General features: G+C 75.1%; 2 protein-coding genes. Both read left to right on the top strand.

The genetic code is table 11. The features are described from left to right. The first annotated feature begins 132 nt into the window (after nt 1–132). Nucleotides 133–14,178, top strand: coding sequence for an SDR family NAD(P)-dependent oxidoreductase (locus Acy02nite_RS46990; RefSeq protein ID WP_438820877.1), 14,046 nt, complete (start codon nt 133–135; stop codon nt 14,176–14,178). Between the two features lie 54 nt (nt 14,179–14,232). Beyond that, a partial coding sequence (locus Acy02nite_RS43190) for a type I polyketide synthase (protein WP_203755192.1) occupies nt 14,233–19,573 on the top strand: 5,341 nt, incomplete at its 3' end.

The raw sequence follows: 19,573 nt of genomic DNA, 5'->3' as shown, positions 1-19,573 counted from the left end.
AGGTAGGGGAGCGCTAGGGGTACGGGCGCCGATCCGGCACTCCTAGCCTCCCTCTGGGCTGATGTCCCCGCGCATCCGTAGAGGTGGAACTGAATGGCGACCGAGGAAACCCTCCGCGACTACCTCAAATGGGTGACCGCGGATTTGGCCCAGACCCGCCAGCGGCTCGCCGACCTGGAATCCGCGGAGCAGGAACCGATCGCGATCGTCGCGATGGCCTGCCGGTTCCCCGGCGGGGTGGCGTCCCCCGAGGACCTGTGGCGGCTGGTGACCGAGGGCGGTGACGCCATCTCGGCGTTCCCCGCCGACCGGGGCTGGGACACCTGGTGGGAGCCGGGGGCGCCGGAGCTCGACGGGCGCGGCGGCTTCCTGCACGACGCCGGTGACTTCGACCCGGCGTTCTTCGGGATCAGCCCGCGCGAGGCGCTGGCCATGGACCCGCAGCAACGCGTGCTGCTCGAGGTCGCGTGGGAGGCCTTCGAACGCGGCGGCATCGACCCGGCCGGCCTGCGCGGCACCCAGGCCGGCGTGTTCGTCGGCGGCAGCTACATGGGCTACAGCTCCTACGTCGAAGACCTTCCCGACGGGGTCCTCGGGCACCTGCTCACCGGAACCGCCCCGGCGGTCCTCTCCGGCCGCCTGGCCTACACGTTCGGCCTGGAGGGCCCGGCCGTCACCGTCGACACGGCCTGCTCGTCGTCGCTGGTCGCGCTGCACCTGGCGGCCCGCGCCCTGCGCAACCGGGAGTGCTCGATCGCGCTCACCGGCGGCGTCGCGGTGATGTCCACGCCCGACTCGTTCGGCGAGTTCACCAAGCAGGGCGGCCTGGCCCCGGACGGCCGGTGCAAGTCGTTCGCGGCCGCGGCGGACGGCACCGGCTGGTCCGAGGGCGTCGGCCTGCTGCTGGTGGAGCGGCTCTCCGACGCGCAGCGGCTCGGCCACCCGATCCTGGCAGTGCTGCGCGGCTCGGCGGTCAACTCCGACGGCGCGTCCAACGGGCTGACCGCGCCCAACGGCGGCGCCCAGCAGCGGGTCATCCTGCAGGCGCTCGCTGCCGCCGGCCTGTCGCCGGCCGACGTGGACGCGGTCGAGGCACACGGCACCGGCACCCGGCTGGGTGACCCGATCGAGGCACAGGCGCTGCTGGCCACCTATGGGCAGGACCGGTCGCAGCCGCTGCTGCTCGGATCGTTCAAGTCCAACGTCGGGCACGCCCAGGCCGCGGCCGGCGTCGGCGGCGTCATCAAGACGATCCTCGCGCTGCGGCACGCCCACCTACCCAAGACGCTGCACGTCGACGAGCCGACCCCACAGGTGGACTGGGCTTCCGGAGCGGTGGAGCTGCTCACGTCGGCGCGGGACTGGCCGCCGGTGGACCGGCCGCGGCGGGCGGCGGTCTCCTCGTTCGGCATCAGTGGCACCAACGCGCACGTGATCCTGGAGCAGGCCCCGGAGCCGGCGGAGCGATCAGAATCGGTCCCGGTCGCAGGCCTTCCGGTGGTCCCGATCGTCGTCACGGCGAAGTCCGCCGCATCGCTGGAAGCCCACATCACCGCGGTACGGCGTCTGCCCGCGCCCGCCGCCGCGACCCTGGCCGCCCGGCCCGTGCACGAGCATCGCGCCGTCCTGCTGGGCGACACGACCGTCCGCGGCACCGCCACCGACGGCCGCCTGGCGATCGTCTTCACCGGTCAGGGTTCGCAGCGCGCGGAGATGGGCCGCGAGCTGTACCAGGCGTTCCCGGTGTTCGCGAGGGCCTTCGACGAGGTCGCGGCGCTGCTGGAGATTCCCGGCCTCGACCCGGATCAGACCGGCTGGGCGCAGCCGTCGATCTTCGCCCTCGAGGTGGCGCTGCTCGCGCTGGTCCGGTCGTGGGGGATCAGTGCGGACGTCTTCGCCGGCCACTCGATCGGGGAGATCACCGCGGCCTACGCCCGGGGTGACCTGTCGCTGCCGGAGGCGGCGACGCTGATCTCGGCGCGGGCGCGGTTGATGCAGGCGCTGCCGGCCGGTGGCGTGATGGTGGCGGTGCAGGCCTCCGAGGCCGAGGTGCGTGCCGCGTTCCCGGATGTCGACCTGGCGGCGGTCAACGGCCCGCGCTCGGTGGTCGTCGCCGGACCGGAAGCGGAGATCTCGCCGGTCGAGGCGCATGGCTGGAAGACGACGCGGCTGCGGACCAGTCACGCCTTCCACTCCCGGTTGATGGACCCGATGCTCGACGAGTTCCGCGCCGCCATCGCGACGATCCCCAACGCCGAGTACTGGGTCGCCCACGTGCGTGACACGGTCCGGTTCGGCGACACGATCGCTGCGCTCGACGCGGACCGGGTGCTGGAGCTGGGCCCGGACACCGTGCTGGCGACCCTGGCCCGCGAGGCCGACGTCTTCGCCGTGGCCGCCATGCGCCGCGGCCGGTCCGAGGTGGAGACCCTGCTCACCGCCGTCGCCGAGCTGTTCGCGCACGGCCAGGACGTGCGCTGGCCGGAGCTGCTCGGCGAGCCGGTGGGGGACCCCGCCGAGCTGCCCACCTACCCCTTCGACCGCCGGCGCTACTGGCTGCGCCCCGGCCCGCGCGAGGCGACCGCTGCCGAGGACACCGAGTTCTGGGCCGCGATCGACTCCGCCGACCTCAGCCTGGTCGCGCGCGAGCTGCGGATCGACGCCGAGGCGTACCGGGAGACGCTGGGCGCGCTGGTCCCGGCCCTCGCCTCGTGGCGGCGCCGCAAAGGTGTCGACGGCTGGCGCTACCGCGAGACGTGGAAGCCGGTACCCGACCCGACCACCCGAGCGCTCACCGGCACCTGGCTGCTGATCGGGGACACCACCGCCACCGTCGCCGAGCCGCTGATCCGCGCCGGCGCCACCGTGGTCACGGCCGGCTCGGCCGCGGACCTCGAGGGGCACGGTGACGTCGCCGGGGTGCTGGCGCTGCCCGGCTCGCCGGCCGAGACCCTCGCCGTCGCGCAGGCCGGCATCGGCCCGCTGTGGATCCTCACCCACGGCAGCGGCGACGAGATCTGGGGACTGGGCCGCGTGGCCGGCCTGGAGTTCCCGGACCGCTGGGGCGGCCTGATCGAGCTCCCGGCGACGCTCGACGAGCGCACCGGCGATCGGCTCGTCACGATCCTCGCCGGTGGCCTGGACGCCGAGGACCAGATCGCCCTGCGCCCGTCCGGCATCCACGTGCGCCGCCTCGAACACGCCCCGCCCGCCACCGGCGGCGGCTGGCAACCGCGCGGCACCGTCCTGGTCACCGGCGGCACCGGCGCCCTCGGCAGCCGGGTTGCGTGGTGGGCCGCCGCCAACGGCGCCACCCACCTGGTGCTCACCAGCCGTCGCGGCCCGGACGCGCCCGGCGTCGCCGAGCTGACCGAGCGGATCCGTGCGGCCGGCGCCGAAGTCACCGTCATCGCCGCCGATCTCGCCGACCGTGACCAGGTCGCCGCGCTTCTGGCGGCCGTGCCCGGCGAGCTCACCGCGGTCGTGCACGCGGCCGGCATCGCGCACAGCGCATCCCTGACCGACCTCGACCCGGCCACACTGGACGCCGTGCTGGCCGGGAAGGCGGCCGGCGCCCGGCACCTGGACGAGCTGCTCGGCGACACCCCGCTGGACGCGTTCGTGCTGTTCTCGTCGATCGCCGCCACCTGGGGCAGCGGCTGGGGCGGGGCCTACGCGGCCGCGAACGCCGCACTGGACGCGCTGGCCCGCGACCGCCGGTCCCGCGGCCTGGCCGCCACCGCGCTGGCCTGGGGGCCGTGGGCCGGGGCGGGCATGGCCGCCGGCGACACCGGCGCCGGGCTGAGCCGCCGCGGCATCACCGCGCTGGACCCGGAGTTGGCCGTCGAGGTGCTGCGGCACGCCGTGACCGGCCCCGACGCGGTGCTCACGGTCGCCGACGTGGACTGGCCGTCGTTCGTCGAGACGTTCGCCGCGGCGCGCCGGCGCCCGCTGCTGGAGGACCTGCCCGAGGTCGCCGCCCTGGCCGTCGACGAGCCGGTCGCCGAGACCGGCTGGCGTTCCCGGCTGGCCGCGCTGCCCGCCGGGCAGCGCGAGAGCGCCCTGGCCGACCTGGTCCGCGGCCACGCCGCGAAGGTGCTCGGGTACCCGTCAGCCGACGCGGTAGCGCTCAAGCGGCCGTTCCGCGAGCTCGGCTTCGACTCGCTCACCGCCGTGGACCTGCGCAACGCCCTCGCCGCGGAGACCGGCCTGCGCCTGTCGCCGACGCTCGCCTTCGACTACCCGACACCGCTGGAGCTCGCCCGCCACCTGCAGGAGCGGGTCTTCGGCGCGGACGCCCCGGCCGAGGTCGTCACCGTGCCGGCGGCCACCGACGACGACCCGATCGTGCTCACCGCGATGGCCTGCCGGTTCCCTGGCGGCGTCAGCACCCCCGAGCAGCTGTGGGACCTGGTGGCCGGTGAGGTGGACGCGGTCGGGCCGTTCCCGCAGGACCGCGGCTGGGACCTCGACGGGCTGTTCGACGCCGACGGGAAGTCCGGTACGTCGTACGTGCTCAACGGAGGTTTCGTCGACGGCGCCGACCGCTTCGACCCGGCCCTGTTCGGCATCTCCCCGCGTGAGGCGCTCGCGATGGACCCGCAGCAGCGGCTGTTGCTGGAGATCGCGTGGGAGACCTTCGAGCGGGCCGGTCTCGACCCGCTCAAGCTCGGCGGCCACCAGATCGGCGTCTTCGTCGGCACCACCTATCAGGGCTACCCGTCGCTGCTGGAGAACAGCGCGGACGACCTCAGCGGCTACCTGGGCATCGGCAGCGCCGGCAGCGTCGCCTCCGGCCGCATCGCCTACACGTTCGGCCTGGAGGGACCGGCCGTCACCGTCGACACCGCCTGCTCGTCGGCGCTAGTCGCGCTGCACCTGGCGGCCGGGGCGCTGCGCCGCGGCGAGTGCGTGCTCGCGCTCGCCGGCGGGGTCACCGTGATGGCCACCCCCGGCACGTTCACCGAGTTCTCCAAGCAGAAGGGCCTGGCCGGCGACGGGCGCTGCAAGGCGTTCGCGGCGGCCGCCGACGGCACCGGCTGGGCCGAGGGCGCCGGCATGCTGCTGGTCGAGCGGCTCTCCACCGCCCGGGCCGCCGGGCGGCCGGTGCTCGCCGTGGTCACCGGCTCGGCGGTCAACTCCGACGGCGCCTCCAACGGGCTCACCGCACCGAACGGGCCGTCCCAGCAGCGGGTCATCCGGGCCGCCCTCGCCGGTGCGGGGCTGAGCGCCGCCGACGTGGACGCGGTCGAGGCGCACGGCACCGGCACCACGCTGGGCGACCCCATCGAGGCACAGGCGCTGCTGGCCACCTACGGTCAGGACCGGCCCGATCCGCTGTGGCTGGGCTCGATCAAGTCGAACATCGGGCACACCCAGTCCGCGGCCGGCGCGGCCGGGATCATCAAGATGATCCTCGCCATGCGGCACGGCCTGCTGCCGCGCACGCTGCACGTGGACGCGCCCACACCCAACGTCGACTGGTCGGTCGGCCGCGTCGAGCTGCTCACGCAGGCGCGTGCCTGGCCCGCGGGACAGCGCCGGCGCCGCGCCGGCATCTCGGCCTTCGGCGTCAGCGGCACCAACGCGCACGTCATTCTGGAAGAGCCGCCGGCATCCGAGCAGACGCCCGCGGCGCCGACCACCCTGCCGATCCTTCCGTACGTGGTGTCGGCTGCCACCGATGACGGCCTGAGCGCCCAGACCGCCCGGCTGCGCGACTGGCTGGACACCCACACCGACGCGAACCCGCTCGACGTGGCCCGCACCCTCGCCGGCCGGGCCGCGCTCACCCACCGCGCCGTCTACCTGGCGCCCGGCCGCGCCCCGCTGATGCGCGCGCTCAAGCGGGCGGACACCGCGGCCCGGGGCGAGGTCGCCGAGGGACGCCTCGCGTTGCTGTTCACCGGTCAGGGCGCCCAGCGGGTCACCATGGGTGAGCAGCTGTACGCCGCGTTCCCGGTGTTCGCCCGCGCCTTCGACGAGGTGTGCGCGCTGGCCGATCCGCAGCTGGGCCAGCCGCTGCGCCTGGTGGTGTTCGCCGACCCGGACGCGCTGGACACCACCGGTTACGCCCAGCCGGCGATCTTCGCGATCGAGGTGGCGCTGCTCGCGCTACTGCGGCACTGGGGCCTCGAGCCCGACATGGTGGCCGGTCACTCGATCGGGGAGATCGCCGCGGCGTACGCGGCCGGCGTCCTCTCGCTGGAGGACGCGGTCACGCTGGTCACCGCCCGGGCGCGGCTGATGCAGGCGCTGCCGGCCGGCGGCGTGATGCTCGCGGTGCAGGCTTCCCCCGGCGACGTGCGCGCGGCCTTCCCCGAGGTCGACATCGCCGCGGTCAACGGGCCGTCCGCGGTGGTGGTCTCCGGCCCCGAGGCGCAGATCGCTCCCGTCGCGGCGCACGGGTGGAAGACCACCCGGCTGCGGACCAGTCACGCGTTCCACTCCCGGCTGATGGATCCGATGCTCGACGAGTTCCGCGCGGTGGTGCGGACGCTGACCTTCCACCCGCCGGTGCTGACCGCCGACGCGCGGTGGGCCGACCCGGAGTACTGGGTCGGGCACGTGCGCGACACCGTGCGGTTCACCGACACGATCGCCGGGCTGACCACCCAGGGCGCCGACCGGTTCCTCGAGGTCGGCCCGGACGGCGTGCTCACCGCGCTGACCGCCGCCCTCGTCCCGGACGCCCTGGTGGTGCCGTCGCTGCGGCGCGACCGCGACGAGGTGACCACGCTGCTCACCGGCGTCGCGGCGCTGCACGCCCGCGGCACCGACGTGGACTGGCCCGCCGTGCTCGGCGGCGCCGGCACCCCGATCGCCGACCTGCCCACCTACGCGTTCCAGCGGGAGCGCTACTGGCCGCGGCCCGGCACGGGCGCCGAGTTCGACCCGGCCGGCCTGGGCCTTGGCCTCGCCGGCCACCCGCTGCTGGCCGCGACCGTATCGCTGGCCGGCACCGGAGGCTCGGTGCTGACCGGGCGGGTCAGCGCGCGCACGCAGCCGTGGCTGGCCGATCACACGATCCTCGGCACGGTGCTGGTGCCCGGCACGGCCCTGCTCGACCTGGCACTGGCCGCCGCCGCGTCGGCGGGCGCGCCGGCGGTGGAGGAGCTGGTGCTGCAGCAGCCGCTGCGGCTCACCGGCGACGACGTGGACGTGCAGGTCAGCGTCGGTGAGCCGGACGCGGACGGCCGCCGGGCGATCGGCGTGCACTCCCGCGCCGGTGACCAGTGGACCGTGCACGCGACCGGCGTCGCCGGCACCTCCGCCGCGCAGGCCGAGACGTTCGCCTGGCCACCGGCCGGGGCGTCGCGGATCGACACCGCGGACCTGTACGACCGGCTCGCCGCCTCCGGTTACGACTACGGTCCCGCGTTCCGGGGCCTGCGCGAGGCGTGGCGGGACGGCGACGACCTGTACGTGGCGGCCGAGCTGGACGCCGACCCGGACGGTTTCGCGGTCCACCCGGCCCTGCTCGACGCGGTGCTGCACGGCCTGAGCGCGGTGGCGGACGACGGGCCGGGCGCGACCCGGCTGCCGTTCGCGTTCACCGGGGTCACCGTGCACGCCGACGGCGCCACACTGCTGCGCGCCCGGCTGCGGGTGAGCGGGGAGAGCGTGCGGGTCGACGCGATCGACGCCGCCGGTGAGCCGGTCGCGACGGTGCAGGGCCTGGTGTTCCGGGCGGTCACCGCGGAGGACAGCGCAGCCGGCGAGGTCGACCGCTCCCTGTTCACGGTCACGTGGACCGCGCAGGACGTGGCCGCCGCGGCGGACGCCCCGGTCGTCATCCGGCTCGGCGAGCACCTGCCGTCCGTGGCGCCGGTGTTGCTGGTCGACGCGAGCGCCCCCGGACCCGCGATCGAGCGCACCGGCGCGCTGCTGGGCCTGCTGCAGGCGTGGCTGGCCGACCCGGCCTGGGCACGGTCACGGCTGGTGGTGCGCACCTTCGGCGACGACCCGGACGCGGCCGCGCTGTGGGGGCTCGTGCGCAGCGCGCAGTCGGAGCACCCGGACCGGATCCACCTGCTGGACGGGCCGGACGACGTGTTCTGTCCGGTGCCGCAGGCCCGGGTGCGCGACGGTGCTGTGGAGGTGCCGCGGCTGGCCCGGATGACGTCCGGCGGGACGGCGGACTTCGGTGACGGTGCCGTGGTGGTGACCGGGGCGACCGGGACGCTCGGCGGGCTGGTGGCCGAGCATCTGGTGCGGGCTCACGGCGTACGCCGGCTGATCCTGATCTCCCGGTCGGCGAAGCCGATGCCGATCGAGGGCGCTGAGGTGCGTGCGGTCGCCTGTGATCTCGGTGATGCCGCGGCGGTGGCCGAGGCGCTGCGGGGCGAGCAGGTCTCCGCGGTCGTGCACGCGGCCGGGGTGATCGACGACGGCGTCCTGGAATCGCTGACCCCGGAACGACTGGCGACGGTGTTCCGGGCCAAGGTCGACGCGGTGCGCAACCTGGTCGCCGCAACGGCCGGCTTGAAGCAGCTCGTGCTGTTCTCGTCGGCGGCCGGGATCTTCGGCAACGCCGGGCAGGGCAACTACGCGGCGGCGAACGCGTTCCTCGACGCCTACGCGGCGCGGCTGCGCGGGCAGGGCATCCCGGCGACCTCGATCGCCTGGGGTCTGTGGGACGCCGGCCTCGGCGCGACCCTGACCGAAACGGATCGGCGGCGGATGGCTGCCGCCGGTTTCGGGGCCCTGGACGCCGAGGCCGGCCTGGCGCTGTTCGACGCGGCCGTCGCCGCCGGGCATCCGCTCGCCGTGCCGATGCGCCTGGACCTGGCGGCGGTGCGCCGCGCGGGCGAGCCGCACCCGCTGCTGACCGGCCTGGTCCCGGCCGTGACGCGGCGGCGCGCGGCGGCCTCCCCGCGCGGCACCGCTGCCTCCCTCACCCTGGACCTGGCCGGCTTGGAGGAGGCCGAACGGCTCGCGGCCACGCTCGCCACCGTGCGCGCCGCGGCCGCCGCCGTCCTGGGCTACCCGTCGGCCGACGCGATCCCGGCCGCGCGGGCGTTCCGGGAACTCGGCTTCGACTCGCTGACCGCGGTCGAGCTGCGCAATCGGCTCGCGAGCGAGACCGGGCTGCGGCTGCCGGCGACGCTGATCTTCGACTACCCGAACGCCACCGCGCTCGCCGAGCACCTCGTGGCGGCGCTGGCCCCGGACACCGCGGTCACCCCGGCCGAGGTCATCCCGGTGACCGCCGCGGTCACCGGCGACCCGATCGTCATCGTCGGCATGGCCTGCCGTTATCCCGGTGGCGTGACCAGCCCGGACGAGCTGTGGGAGCTGGTCGCCCAGGGCCGCGACGGCATCGGGCCGTTCCCCGGCGACCGCGGATGGGACGTCGAGAACCTCTATCACCCGGATCCCGACAATCCCGGGACCTCGTACGCGCGGGAGGGCGGCTTCCTCTACGACGCGGCCGACTTCGACCCTGGCTTGTTCGGGATCTCGCCGCGCGAGGGCATGGCCATGGACCCGCAGCAGCGGCTGCTGCTGGAGAGCGCGTGGGAGACCCTGGAGCGCGCCGGCGTCGACCCGCTCGGGCTGCGCGGCTCGCGCACCGGCGTGTTCGTCGGCCTGATGTACCACGACTACCTGGGCCGGCTCACCGCCGTGCCGGAGGAGGTCGAGGGCTTCCTCGGCACCGGCAACTCGGGCAGCGTCGCGTCCGGGCGCATCGCCTACACGTTCGGTCTGGAGGGCCCGGCCGTCACCGTCGACACGGCGTGCTCGTCGTCGCTGGTCTCGCTGCACCTGGCGGTGCAGGCGCTGCGCTCGGGCGAGTGCGACCTGGCGCTGGCCGGCGGCGTCACGGTGATGGCCACCCCGGACACGTTCACCGGGTTCAGCCGGCAGCGCGGGCTGGCCGCCGACGGCCGGTGCAAGTCGTTCGCGGCCGCCGCCGACGGCACCGGCTGGGGTGAGGGCGTGGGCATGCTGCTGGTGGAGCGCCTGTCCGACGCCGAACGCCACGGGCACCGCGTGCTCGCGATCGTGCGCGGCACCGCGGTCAACCAGGACGGCGCCTCCAACGGGCTCACCGCCCCGAACGGGCCCGCCCAGCAGCGCGTGATCCGGCAGGCGCTGGCCAACGCCGGCCTCGCGCCCGGTGACGTCGACGCCGTCGAGGCGCACGGCACCGGCACCACCCTCGGTGACCCGATCGAGGCGCAGGCGTTGCTCGCTACGTACGGGCAGGATCGCGAGCAGCCGCTGTGGCTCGGCTCGATCAAGTCGAACATCGGCCACACCCAGGCCGCGGCCGGCGCCGCCGGCATCATCAAGATGATCCAGGCCATGCGGTACGGCGTTCTGCCGCCCACCCTGCACGTGGAGGAGCCCACCCCGCAGGTCGACTGGGCGGCCGGCAACGTCGAGCTGCTCACCGGCGCACAGCCCTGGCCGGCCGGCCCGAGGCCGCGGCGAGCCGGCGTCTCCTCGTTCGGGATCAGCGGCACCAACGCGCACGTGATCCTCGAGGAGCCGCCGGCGCCGGCCGCCCCGGTCCCGCCGGTCGACCGGGTGGTGCCGCTGGTGGTGACCGCCAACGACCCGGCCGCGCTGGCCGCCCAGCTGGCCCGGGTGCGCGGCGCGCACGGAGATCCGGCCGCGGTCGGGCACGCGCTGACCAGCCGGGCCGTGCTGCCGCACCGCGCGGTGCTGCTCAGCGGCGACCACGAGCCGGTCGCAACGGGCCGCGCCGCCGAGGGCCGCCTGGCGATGGTGTTCACCGGGCAGGGCGCGCAGCGCGCCGGCATGGGACGGGAGCTGTACGCGGCGTTCCCGGTCTACGCGCGGGCGTTCGACCAGGTCACGGCGCTGCTGGAGATCCCGGACCTGGCACCCGAGCAGACCGGCTGGGCACAACCGGCGATCTTCGCGGTCGAGGTGGCGCTGCTCGCGCTGCTGCGGTCGTGGCGGATCACGCCCGACGTCGTGGCCGGGCACTCCATCGGGGAGATCGTGGCGGCGTACGCGGCCGGCGTCTTCTCCCTCGAGGACGCCGCGACGCTGGTCTCGGCCCGGGCGCGGCTGATGCAGGCGCTGCCGGCCGGCGGCGTGATGCTGGCGGTGCAGGCCTCCGAGAAGGACGTGCGCGCGGCGTTCCCCGACGTGGATCTCGCGGCGGTCAACGGCCCGGCCGCGGTGGTGGTCGCGGGTCTCGAGGCCGGCATCGCACCGGTCGAGCGTCACGGCTGGACGACGACGCGGCTGCGGACCAGTCACGCGTTCCACTCCCGGCTCATGGACCCGATGCTCGACGAGTTCCGGGCGGTGGTGCGCACGCTGAGCTTCCGGGCGCCCAGGCTGACCGGAAACGCCCAGTGGGCCGACCCGGAGTACTGGGTGACGCACGTGCGCGACACCGTCCGCTTCGCCGACACGGTCGCCGGCCTCGACACGGCACGGGTCCTGGAGATCGGCCCGGACGCCGTGCTCACCGCCATGATCCAGGACGCCCGCCCCGAGCTGACCGCCGCGGCCACCCTGCGCCGCGGCCGTGGCGAGGTGACGACGCTGCTCACCGCGGTGGCGCAACTCTTCGCCGCCGGGCAGGACGTGGACTGGGCGGCCACCTTCGGCACCGGTCCCGCGCCCGTGCTGGACCTGCCGACCTACCCGTTCCAGCGGCAGCGGCTCTGGATCGACGTCATCGACACCGCCGGTGACCTCAGCGGCGCCGGACTGCGCGAGGCCGGCCACCCGCTGCTCGGCGCGGAGATCACCCTTCCGGCCGGTGACACCCGCCTGTTCACCGGCCGGCTCACCGCCGGAACACCGGGCTGGCTGGCCGACCACACCGTCTTCGGCACCGTGATCGTGCCGGGCGCCGCGCTGGCCGACATCGCGCTGGCCGCCGGGGAACGCGCGGGCACGCCGGTCCTCGACGAGCTGCTGCTGCAGGCGCCGCTGGTCGTGCCGGCCACCGTCCGGGTGACGGTCGGCGAGCCGGGCGCCGACGGGCGGCGCGCGGTGACCATCTACTCGCAACCCGACGAGGGTGACGGCTGGACGACCCACGCGACCGGCACCCTGTCCTACACAGCACCGGAACCGGTCGTGGTCCCGGAGGTCACCGGCGCGCCGATCGAGCTGGACGGGCTCTACCCGCGGCTCGCCGACGCGGGGCTGCGCTACGGACCGGCCTTCCAGGGCCTCACCGGCGTGGTGAGCGACGGCTCCTCGGTGGTCGCCGACGTCCGCCGGGACGACCTCGACACCGGCGGTTACGGGTTGCACCCGGCCCTGCTCGACGCGGCCCTGCACGCCATCGGCGCGGCCGGCCTGTTCGACGGGACCGTGCGACTGCCGTTCGCCGTCAACGGCGCCCGCCTGCACGCCGTCGGCGCGACCGCGCTGCGGGTGCACCTGACCCGGACCGGGGACAGCTCGGTCCGGGTGATCGCCCTGGACACCACGGGCGCGCCGGTGCTGACCATCGACGAGCTGGCGTTCCGGCCGGTGACCGAGGACCAGGTGCAGGCGGGTTCCGGCTTCCGGTCGTTGTACGGGGTGGACTGGGTGCCGCAGCCGGTCACGCCGGGCGAGAAACCGGTGGTGATCCCGCTCGGCGAGCCGCTGCCGGCGCCCGCGCCGGTGCTGCTGATCGACGCGGGTAAGCCCGGCGACGCGCTGGAGCGGGCCGCGCGGCTGCTGACGACGTTGCAGGAGTGGCTCGCCGACCCGGCCTGGGCGCAGTCCCGGTTGGTCGTCCGGACCTCCGGCGCCGCCGGCGACGACGTGACCGACCCCGACGGCGGGGCGCTGTGGGGCCTCGTGCGCACGGCGCAGTCGGAGAACCCCGGCCGGATCCACCTCGTCGACGGCCCGGACGACACGTTCCTCCCGGTGCCCCAGGCGCTCGTGCGCGACGGGGTGGTGCGGGTGCCGAGGCTGGCCCGGGTGCGGGAGCAGGACCGTCCCGTCGACTTCGGGGACGGTGCCGTGGTCGTCACCGGCGCCACCGGCACGCTCGGCGGGCTCGTGGCCGAGCACCTGGTGCGGGCTCACGGCGTACGCCGGCTGATTCTGATCTCCCGGTCGGCGAAGCCGATGACCATCGAGGGTGCCGAGGTCCGATCGGTCGCCTGTGACCTCGCGGACGCCGCTGCGGTGCGTGCGGCACTGGCGGGCGAGCGGGTCACGGCGGTGGTGCACGCGGCCGGGGTGCTCGACGACGGCACCCTGGAATCGATGACGCCGGAGCGGCTGGCGACGGTGTTCGCCGCCAAGGTCGACGCGGTCCGCAACCTGGTCGCGGCCACCTCCGGCCTGTCGGCACTGGTCCTGTTCTCCTCCGCCTCCGGACTGTTCGGCAACGCCGGCCAGGCCAACTACAGCGCCGCCAACACGTTCCTCGACGCCTGCGCCGCCCACCTGCGCGGCCAGGGCATCCCGGCGACCTCCGTCGCGTGGGGCCTGTGGGCGGCCGGCATGGGTGAGGGCGTCGACCGGGCACGACTGGCCCGCGGCGGGTTCGGCGCGCTGAGCGCCGCCGATGGCCTCGCCGGCTTCGACGCGGCGATCCGCTCCGGACGCTCGCTGGTGGCGCCGATCGTGCTGGACCTGGCCGCGGTCCGCGCCGGCGGCGAGGTGCCCGAGCTGCTGCGTGGGCTGGTCCCCGCGCCGCGCCGGGCCGGTGAGGCCGCACCGGCCGCCCCGCGCCTGGCCGAGGAGCTGGCTCAGCTCGACGACGCCGACCGGGAGAAGGCGCTGCGCGAACTGATCCGGGCGCGGACCGCCGGCGTGCTCGGGTACGCCTCGCCCAAGGACGTCGAGCCGGCCCGTGGCTTCCTGGAGCTCGGCTTCGACTCGCTCACCGCGGTCGAGCTGCGCAACCGGCTCACCGCCGAGATCGGGCTGCGCCTGACCGCAACCCTGCTGTTCGACCACCCCTCTCCGGTCGCGCTGGCCCGGCACCTGGCCGAGCTGCTGCGCCCGGAGCGGCCCGCCGACGCCGTCCTGGCCGAGCTGGCCGCCCTGGAGGACCGTCTGCGGGCCGCCGCGCTGGACGAGGCGCAGCGGGCCGAGGTCGGCTCGCGGCTGCGCGCGCTCGCCGCGAGCTGGGCCGCGCCCGCATCCGCCACCGGCGGCGAGGACGACCTGCAGTCGGCCACCGCCGACGAGATCTTCGACCTCCTCGACGAGCTCGGCACCCCGTGAGCCGGTCCCCGGCACTCTCTCGTCAGCCCTCGACGAACCGAAAGCGGTCCCGCCATGACCTCCGCCCCTGACGCCGCCGGCGCTGAGGAGAAGTACCTCGCCTACCTCAAGCGGGCCACCACCGACCTGCGGGCGGCCCGCCGCCGGATCGACGAGTTGGAGTCGCGCAGCAGCGAACCCCTGGCGATCATCGCGATGAGCTGCCGGTACCCCGGCGGGATCGCCGGCCCGGAGGACCTGTGGCGACTGGTCGCCGCGGGCGCCGACGCCATCGGTGACCCGCCCGGCGACCGTGGCTGGGAGATCGAGGGACTCTACGACCACGAGTCCGGCGAGGTCGACCGCGGCGCGCGCCTCGAAGGTGGCTTCCTGCCGGACGCGGCCGGCTTCGACCCGGACCTGTTCGGCATCTCGCCGCGCGAGGCGCTCGCGATGGACCCGCAGCAGCGGCTGCTGCTGGAGACCACGTGGGAGGCGTTCGAGCGGGCCGGCATCGACCCGAGCGCGGTGCCGTTCCGGCGCACCGGCGTCTTCGCCGGCGTGATGTACCACGACTACGGCTCACGTCCGCTGGACCTGCCCGACGGGGTGGCCGGCTACCTCGGCAACGGCAACTCCGGCAGCGTCGCGTCCGGGCGCATCGCCTACACGTTCGGGCTGGAGGGCCCGGCCGTGACCGTCGACACGGCGTGCTCGTCGTCGCTGGTCGCCATCCACCTGGCCGGGCAGGCGCTGCGCAACGGCGAGTGCGACCTGGCGCTGGCCGGCGGCGTGACGGTGATGGCCACCCCGACCACGTTCGTCGAGTTCAGCCGGCAGGGCGGGCTCGCCCGGGACGGCCGGTGCAAGTCGTTCGCGGCGGCCGCCGACGGCACCGGCTGGGGTGAGGGCGTCGGCATGCTGCTGCTCGAACGCCTCTCCGACGCGCAGCGCAACGGGCACCCGATCCTCGCGGTGGTGCGCAGCTCGGCGGTCAACCAGGACGGCGCGTCCAGTGGCCTGACCGCGCCGAACGGGCCGTCGCAGCAGCGGGTGATCCGGGCGGCACTGGCGGCCGGCGGACTGTCGCCGGCGGACGTGGACGCGGTCGAGGCGCACGGCACCGGCACCCGCCTGGGTGACCCGATCGAGGCGCAGGCGCTGCTCGCCACGTACGGCCAGGGGCGCACGACCCCGCTCTATCTCGGCTCGGTGAAGTCCAATCTCGGTCACACCCAGGCGGCCGCCGGTGTCGCCGGTGTGATCAAGATGGTCGAGGCCATGCGGCACGGCGTGCTCCCGGCGACGCTGCACGTGGACGCGCCGACCCCGCAGGTCGACTGGTCGGCCGGCAACGTCGAGCTGCTGACCGCGGCCCGTGACTGGCCCTCGGCGGACCGGCCGCGGCGTGCGGCGGTCTCCTCGTTCGGCATCAGCGGCACCAACGCGCACGTCATCCTGGAGCAGCCCCCGGCCGTTCCTGATCAGACGCCCGCGCCGGCCCCGGCCACCCTGCCGGTGGTCCCGCTGGTCATCACGGCCAAGTCCGCCGTTTCCCTTCAAGATCACATTGCCCGCGTACGGGCGTTGACCGCCCCGAAGCTGGACGTCGGCCTGACGCTGACCTCCCGTGCGGTGCTGGAGCGGCGTGCGGTGCTGCTCGGCGACACCGAGGTGACCGGTGTCGCCTCCGAAGGCCGGCTCGCGATCGTGTTCACCGGTCAGGGTTCGCAGCGCGCGGACATGGGCCGCGAGTTGTACGCGACCTTCCCGGTGTTCGCGAAGGCGTTCGACGAGGTGTCGGCGTTGCTGGAGATCCCGGATCTGGATGCGGATCAGACGGGATGGGCGCAGCCGTCGATCTTCGCCCTCGAGGTGGCGCTGCTGGCGCTGGTCCGGTCCTGGGGGATCACCGCTGACGTGTTCGCCGGTCACTCCGTCGGGGAGATCACCGCGGCCTACGCGAGGGGTGACCTGTCGCTGGTGGAGGCGGCGGCGTTGGTGTCGGCGCGGGCGCGGTTGATGCAGGCGTTGCCCACTGGTGGGGTGATGCTGGCGGTGCAGGCGTCCGAGGCCGAGGTGCGGATCGCATTCCCGGATGTGGATCTGGCGGCGGTCAACGGTCCGCGTTCGGTGGTGGTTGCCGGTCGGGAAGGCGACGTTGCGCCGGTGGAGGCGCATGGGTGGAAGACGAGGCGGCTGCGGACCAGTCACGCGTTCCACTCGCGGCTGATGGACCCGATGCTCGACGACTTCCGGGCGGCCATCGCGACCATCCCCAACGCCGAGTACTGGGTCGCCCACGTGCGTGACACGGTCCGGTTCGGCGACACCATCGCGACCCTGGACGCCGACCGGGTGCTGGAGCTGGGGCCGGACACCGTGCTGGCCACGCTCGCTCGTGAGGCGGACATCGTCGCCGTAGCCGCGATGCGCCGCGACCGGTCCGAGGTCGAGACGCTGCTGACCGCGGTGGCGGAACTGTTCGTGCGCGGTCAGGACGTCCGGTGGACCGCGCTGTTCGAGGGCACCGGCGCCCGCCGGGCGGACGTGCCGACCTACCCCTTCGCCCACCAGCGTTACTGGCTGGACACCCTGGCCGACACCGGTGACGTCACCACCGCCGGCCTGCTCGCCACCGACCACCCACTGCTCGGCGCGGCCACCCTGCTCGCCGACGGCGACGGCGCGCTGCTCACCGGGCGCCTCGCCGCCGGATCGCCGGGCTGGCTCACCGACCACCGGGTGCACGGCGCGGTCCTCGTCCCCGGCACCGCGCTGCTCGACCTGGTCCTGGCGGCCGGCCGCCGGACCGGCGTCGACGGGGTCGAGGAGCTGATCCTGCGCGAGCCGCTGGTCATCCCGCCGCACACCGGCGTCCGGATCCAGGTGCGCGTGGGGGCGGCCGACGACGCGAACCGGCGGACGGTGACCGTCTACGGCCAGCCCGAGGACGCCGACGAGGAGTGGACCACGCACGCGGCCGGCACCCTCGCATCGCCCACGCCGGCGGCGCCCGACCTGAGCCTGGTCACCTGGCCCCCGGCGGACGCGGACGAGATCCCGATCGACGGGCTGTACGAGAGCCTCGCCGAAGCGGGGCTCGCCTACGGCGGGGTGTTCCGCGGCCTGCGCCGGGTGTGGCGAGCCGGCGGCACGGTCTACGCGGACGTCGCCGCCGACCTGGCCACCGACGGCTTCGGGGTGCACCCGGCGCTGTTCGACGCCGCCCTGCACGCCATCGGCGCCGGTGACCTGCTGCCCGGCGACGAGGTGCGCCTGCCGTTCGCCTTCACCGGTGTCCGGGTCAGCGGCGTGGCCGCGGGGGAGCTGCGGGTCCGGCTCACCCGCGCGGACGGCGCCGACGCGTTGCGGCTGCTGCTGGCCGACGCGGCGGGCCTGCCGCTGGTCGAGGTCGACGCGCTCCGGCTACGGCCGGCCGCGGTCACGCGGGACCGGAACCTGTACGGCGTCGAGTGGATCCCGCAGCAGGTGACCCCTGGTGAGACGCCGGTCGTGCTGACGCTCGGCTCGCCGCTGCCGGGACCCGCGCCGGTCCTGCTGGTCGACGCGACGGCGCCCGGTGACGCGCTCACTCGCTCGGCCGTGCTGCTCGGCCTGCTGCAGGCGTGGCTGGCCGACCCCGCCTGGGCGCAGTCGCGGCTGGTCGTGCGGACGTCCGGTGCGGTCGGTGACGACGTGACCGATCCGGACGGCGGGGCGCTGTGGGGCCTGGTCCGCAGCGCGCAGTCGGAGCACCCGGACCGGATCCACCTGCTGGACGGGCCGGACGACGTGTTCTATCCGGTGCCGCAGGCGCTGATCCGGGACGGCGAGGTCCTCGCACCGCGCCTGACCCGGGTCACCGCGAGCGACACGCCGGACCTCGGCGACGGTGCCGTCGTGGTGACCGGGGCGACCGGCACGCTCGGCAGGCTCGTCGCGGAGCATCTGGTTCGGGCTCACGGCGTACGGGAGCTGATTCTGATGTCGCGGTCGGCTCCGCCGACCCGGATCGACGGCGCTTCGGTGCTGGGGATCGCCTGCGATCTCGGCGATGCCGGAGCGGTGGCGTCGGCGCTGGCGGGGAAACGCATCTCGGCGATCGTGCACGCGGCCGGGGTGCTCGACGACGGGACCCTCACCTCGCTCACGCCGGAGCGGCTGGCGACGGTCTTCCGGGCCAAGGTGGACGCGGTCCGCAACCTCGTCGCGGCGACGAGCGACCTGGCCGCGGTGGTGTTCTACTCGTCGGCGGCCGGCGTGTTCGGCAACGCGGGCCAGGCGAACTACGCGGCGGCCAACGCGTTCCTCGACGCCTACGCGGCGCAGTTACGCGGCCAGGGCATCCCGGCGACCTCGATCGCCTGGGGCCTGTGGGATGCCGGCATGGGGGAGACCCTGACCGAAACCGACCGCGAGCGGATGCGGCGCGGCGGTGTCCTGCCGCTCACCGTCGAGCAGGGCCTGGCCGCCTTCGACGCCGCACTCGGTGCCGGTACGTCGCTGGTCGTGCCGCTCGCCGTGGACACCGCGGCGCTGCGTGCGGCGACCGGGGCGCCGGCGCTGCTGCGCGGGCTGGTCCGCGGCCCGGTACGCGCTCAGGCCGGCACCACGCTGGGCCGCAGCCTGGCCGGACTGCCCGCCGAGCAGCGCGCCACGGCGGTCCTCGGCCTGGTGCGCACGCAGGTGGCCGACGTGCTCGGCTACGCCCGCGCGGACGACGTCGACCCGGCCCGGGCGTTCAGCGAACTCGGCTTCGACTCGCTGACCGCCGTCGAGCTGCGCAACCGGATCACCACCGCGACCGGGCTGCGGCTGCCGTCCACGCTGGTCTTCGACTACCCGAACGCGACCGTTCTGGCCCAGCACGTCGCCGAGCACCTCGACGGCGCGGTCCCGAGCACGGCCGCGCCGGTCACCGCCACCCGGGTGGACGAGCCGATCGCCATCGTCGCCATGGCCTGCCGCTATCCCGGCGGGGTGACCGGCCCCGACGAGCTGTGGGACCTCGTCGCCGGCGGACGCGACGCGGTCGGCCCGTTCCCCCGCGACCGCGGCTGGGACCTGGAGAACCTGTTCCACCCGGACCCCGATCACGTCGGGACCACGTACGCGCGGGCCGGTGGCTTCCTCGACGACGCGGGTGGCTTCGACCCGGCGCTGTTCGGCGTCTCACCGCGTGAGGCGCTCGCCATGGATCCGCAGCACCGGCTGCTGCTCGAGACGTCGTGGGAGGCGTTCGAGGGCGCCGGGATGGATCCGCGGTCGCTGCGCGGATCCCGGACGGGTGTGTTCGTCGGCGTCATGTACGGCGACTACGCGACCGTGCTGGAGCAGGCCGAGGCCGAGGTGGAGGGCTTCCTCGGCACCGGCGGCAGCATCGCGTCCGGACGCATCTCGTACACGTTCGGGC

The sequence above is a fragment of the Actinoplanes cyaneus genome (assembly GCF_016862095.1).
GTDB classification, from domain to species: domain Bacteria; phylum Actinomycetota; class Actinomycetes; order Mycobacteriales; family Micromonosporaceae; genus Actinoplanes; species Actinoplanes cyaneus.
The sequence above is the reverse complement of the archived record's forward strand: the minus strand, read 5'-3'. Positions and strand labels throughout refer to the sequence as shown.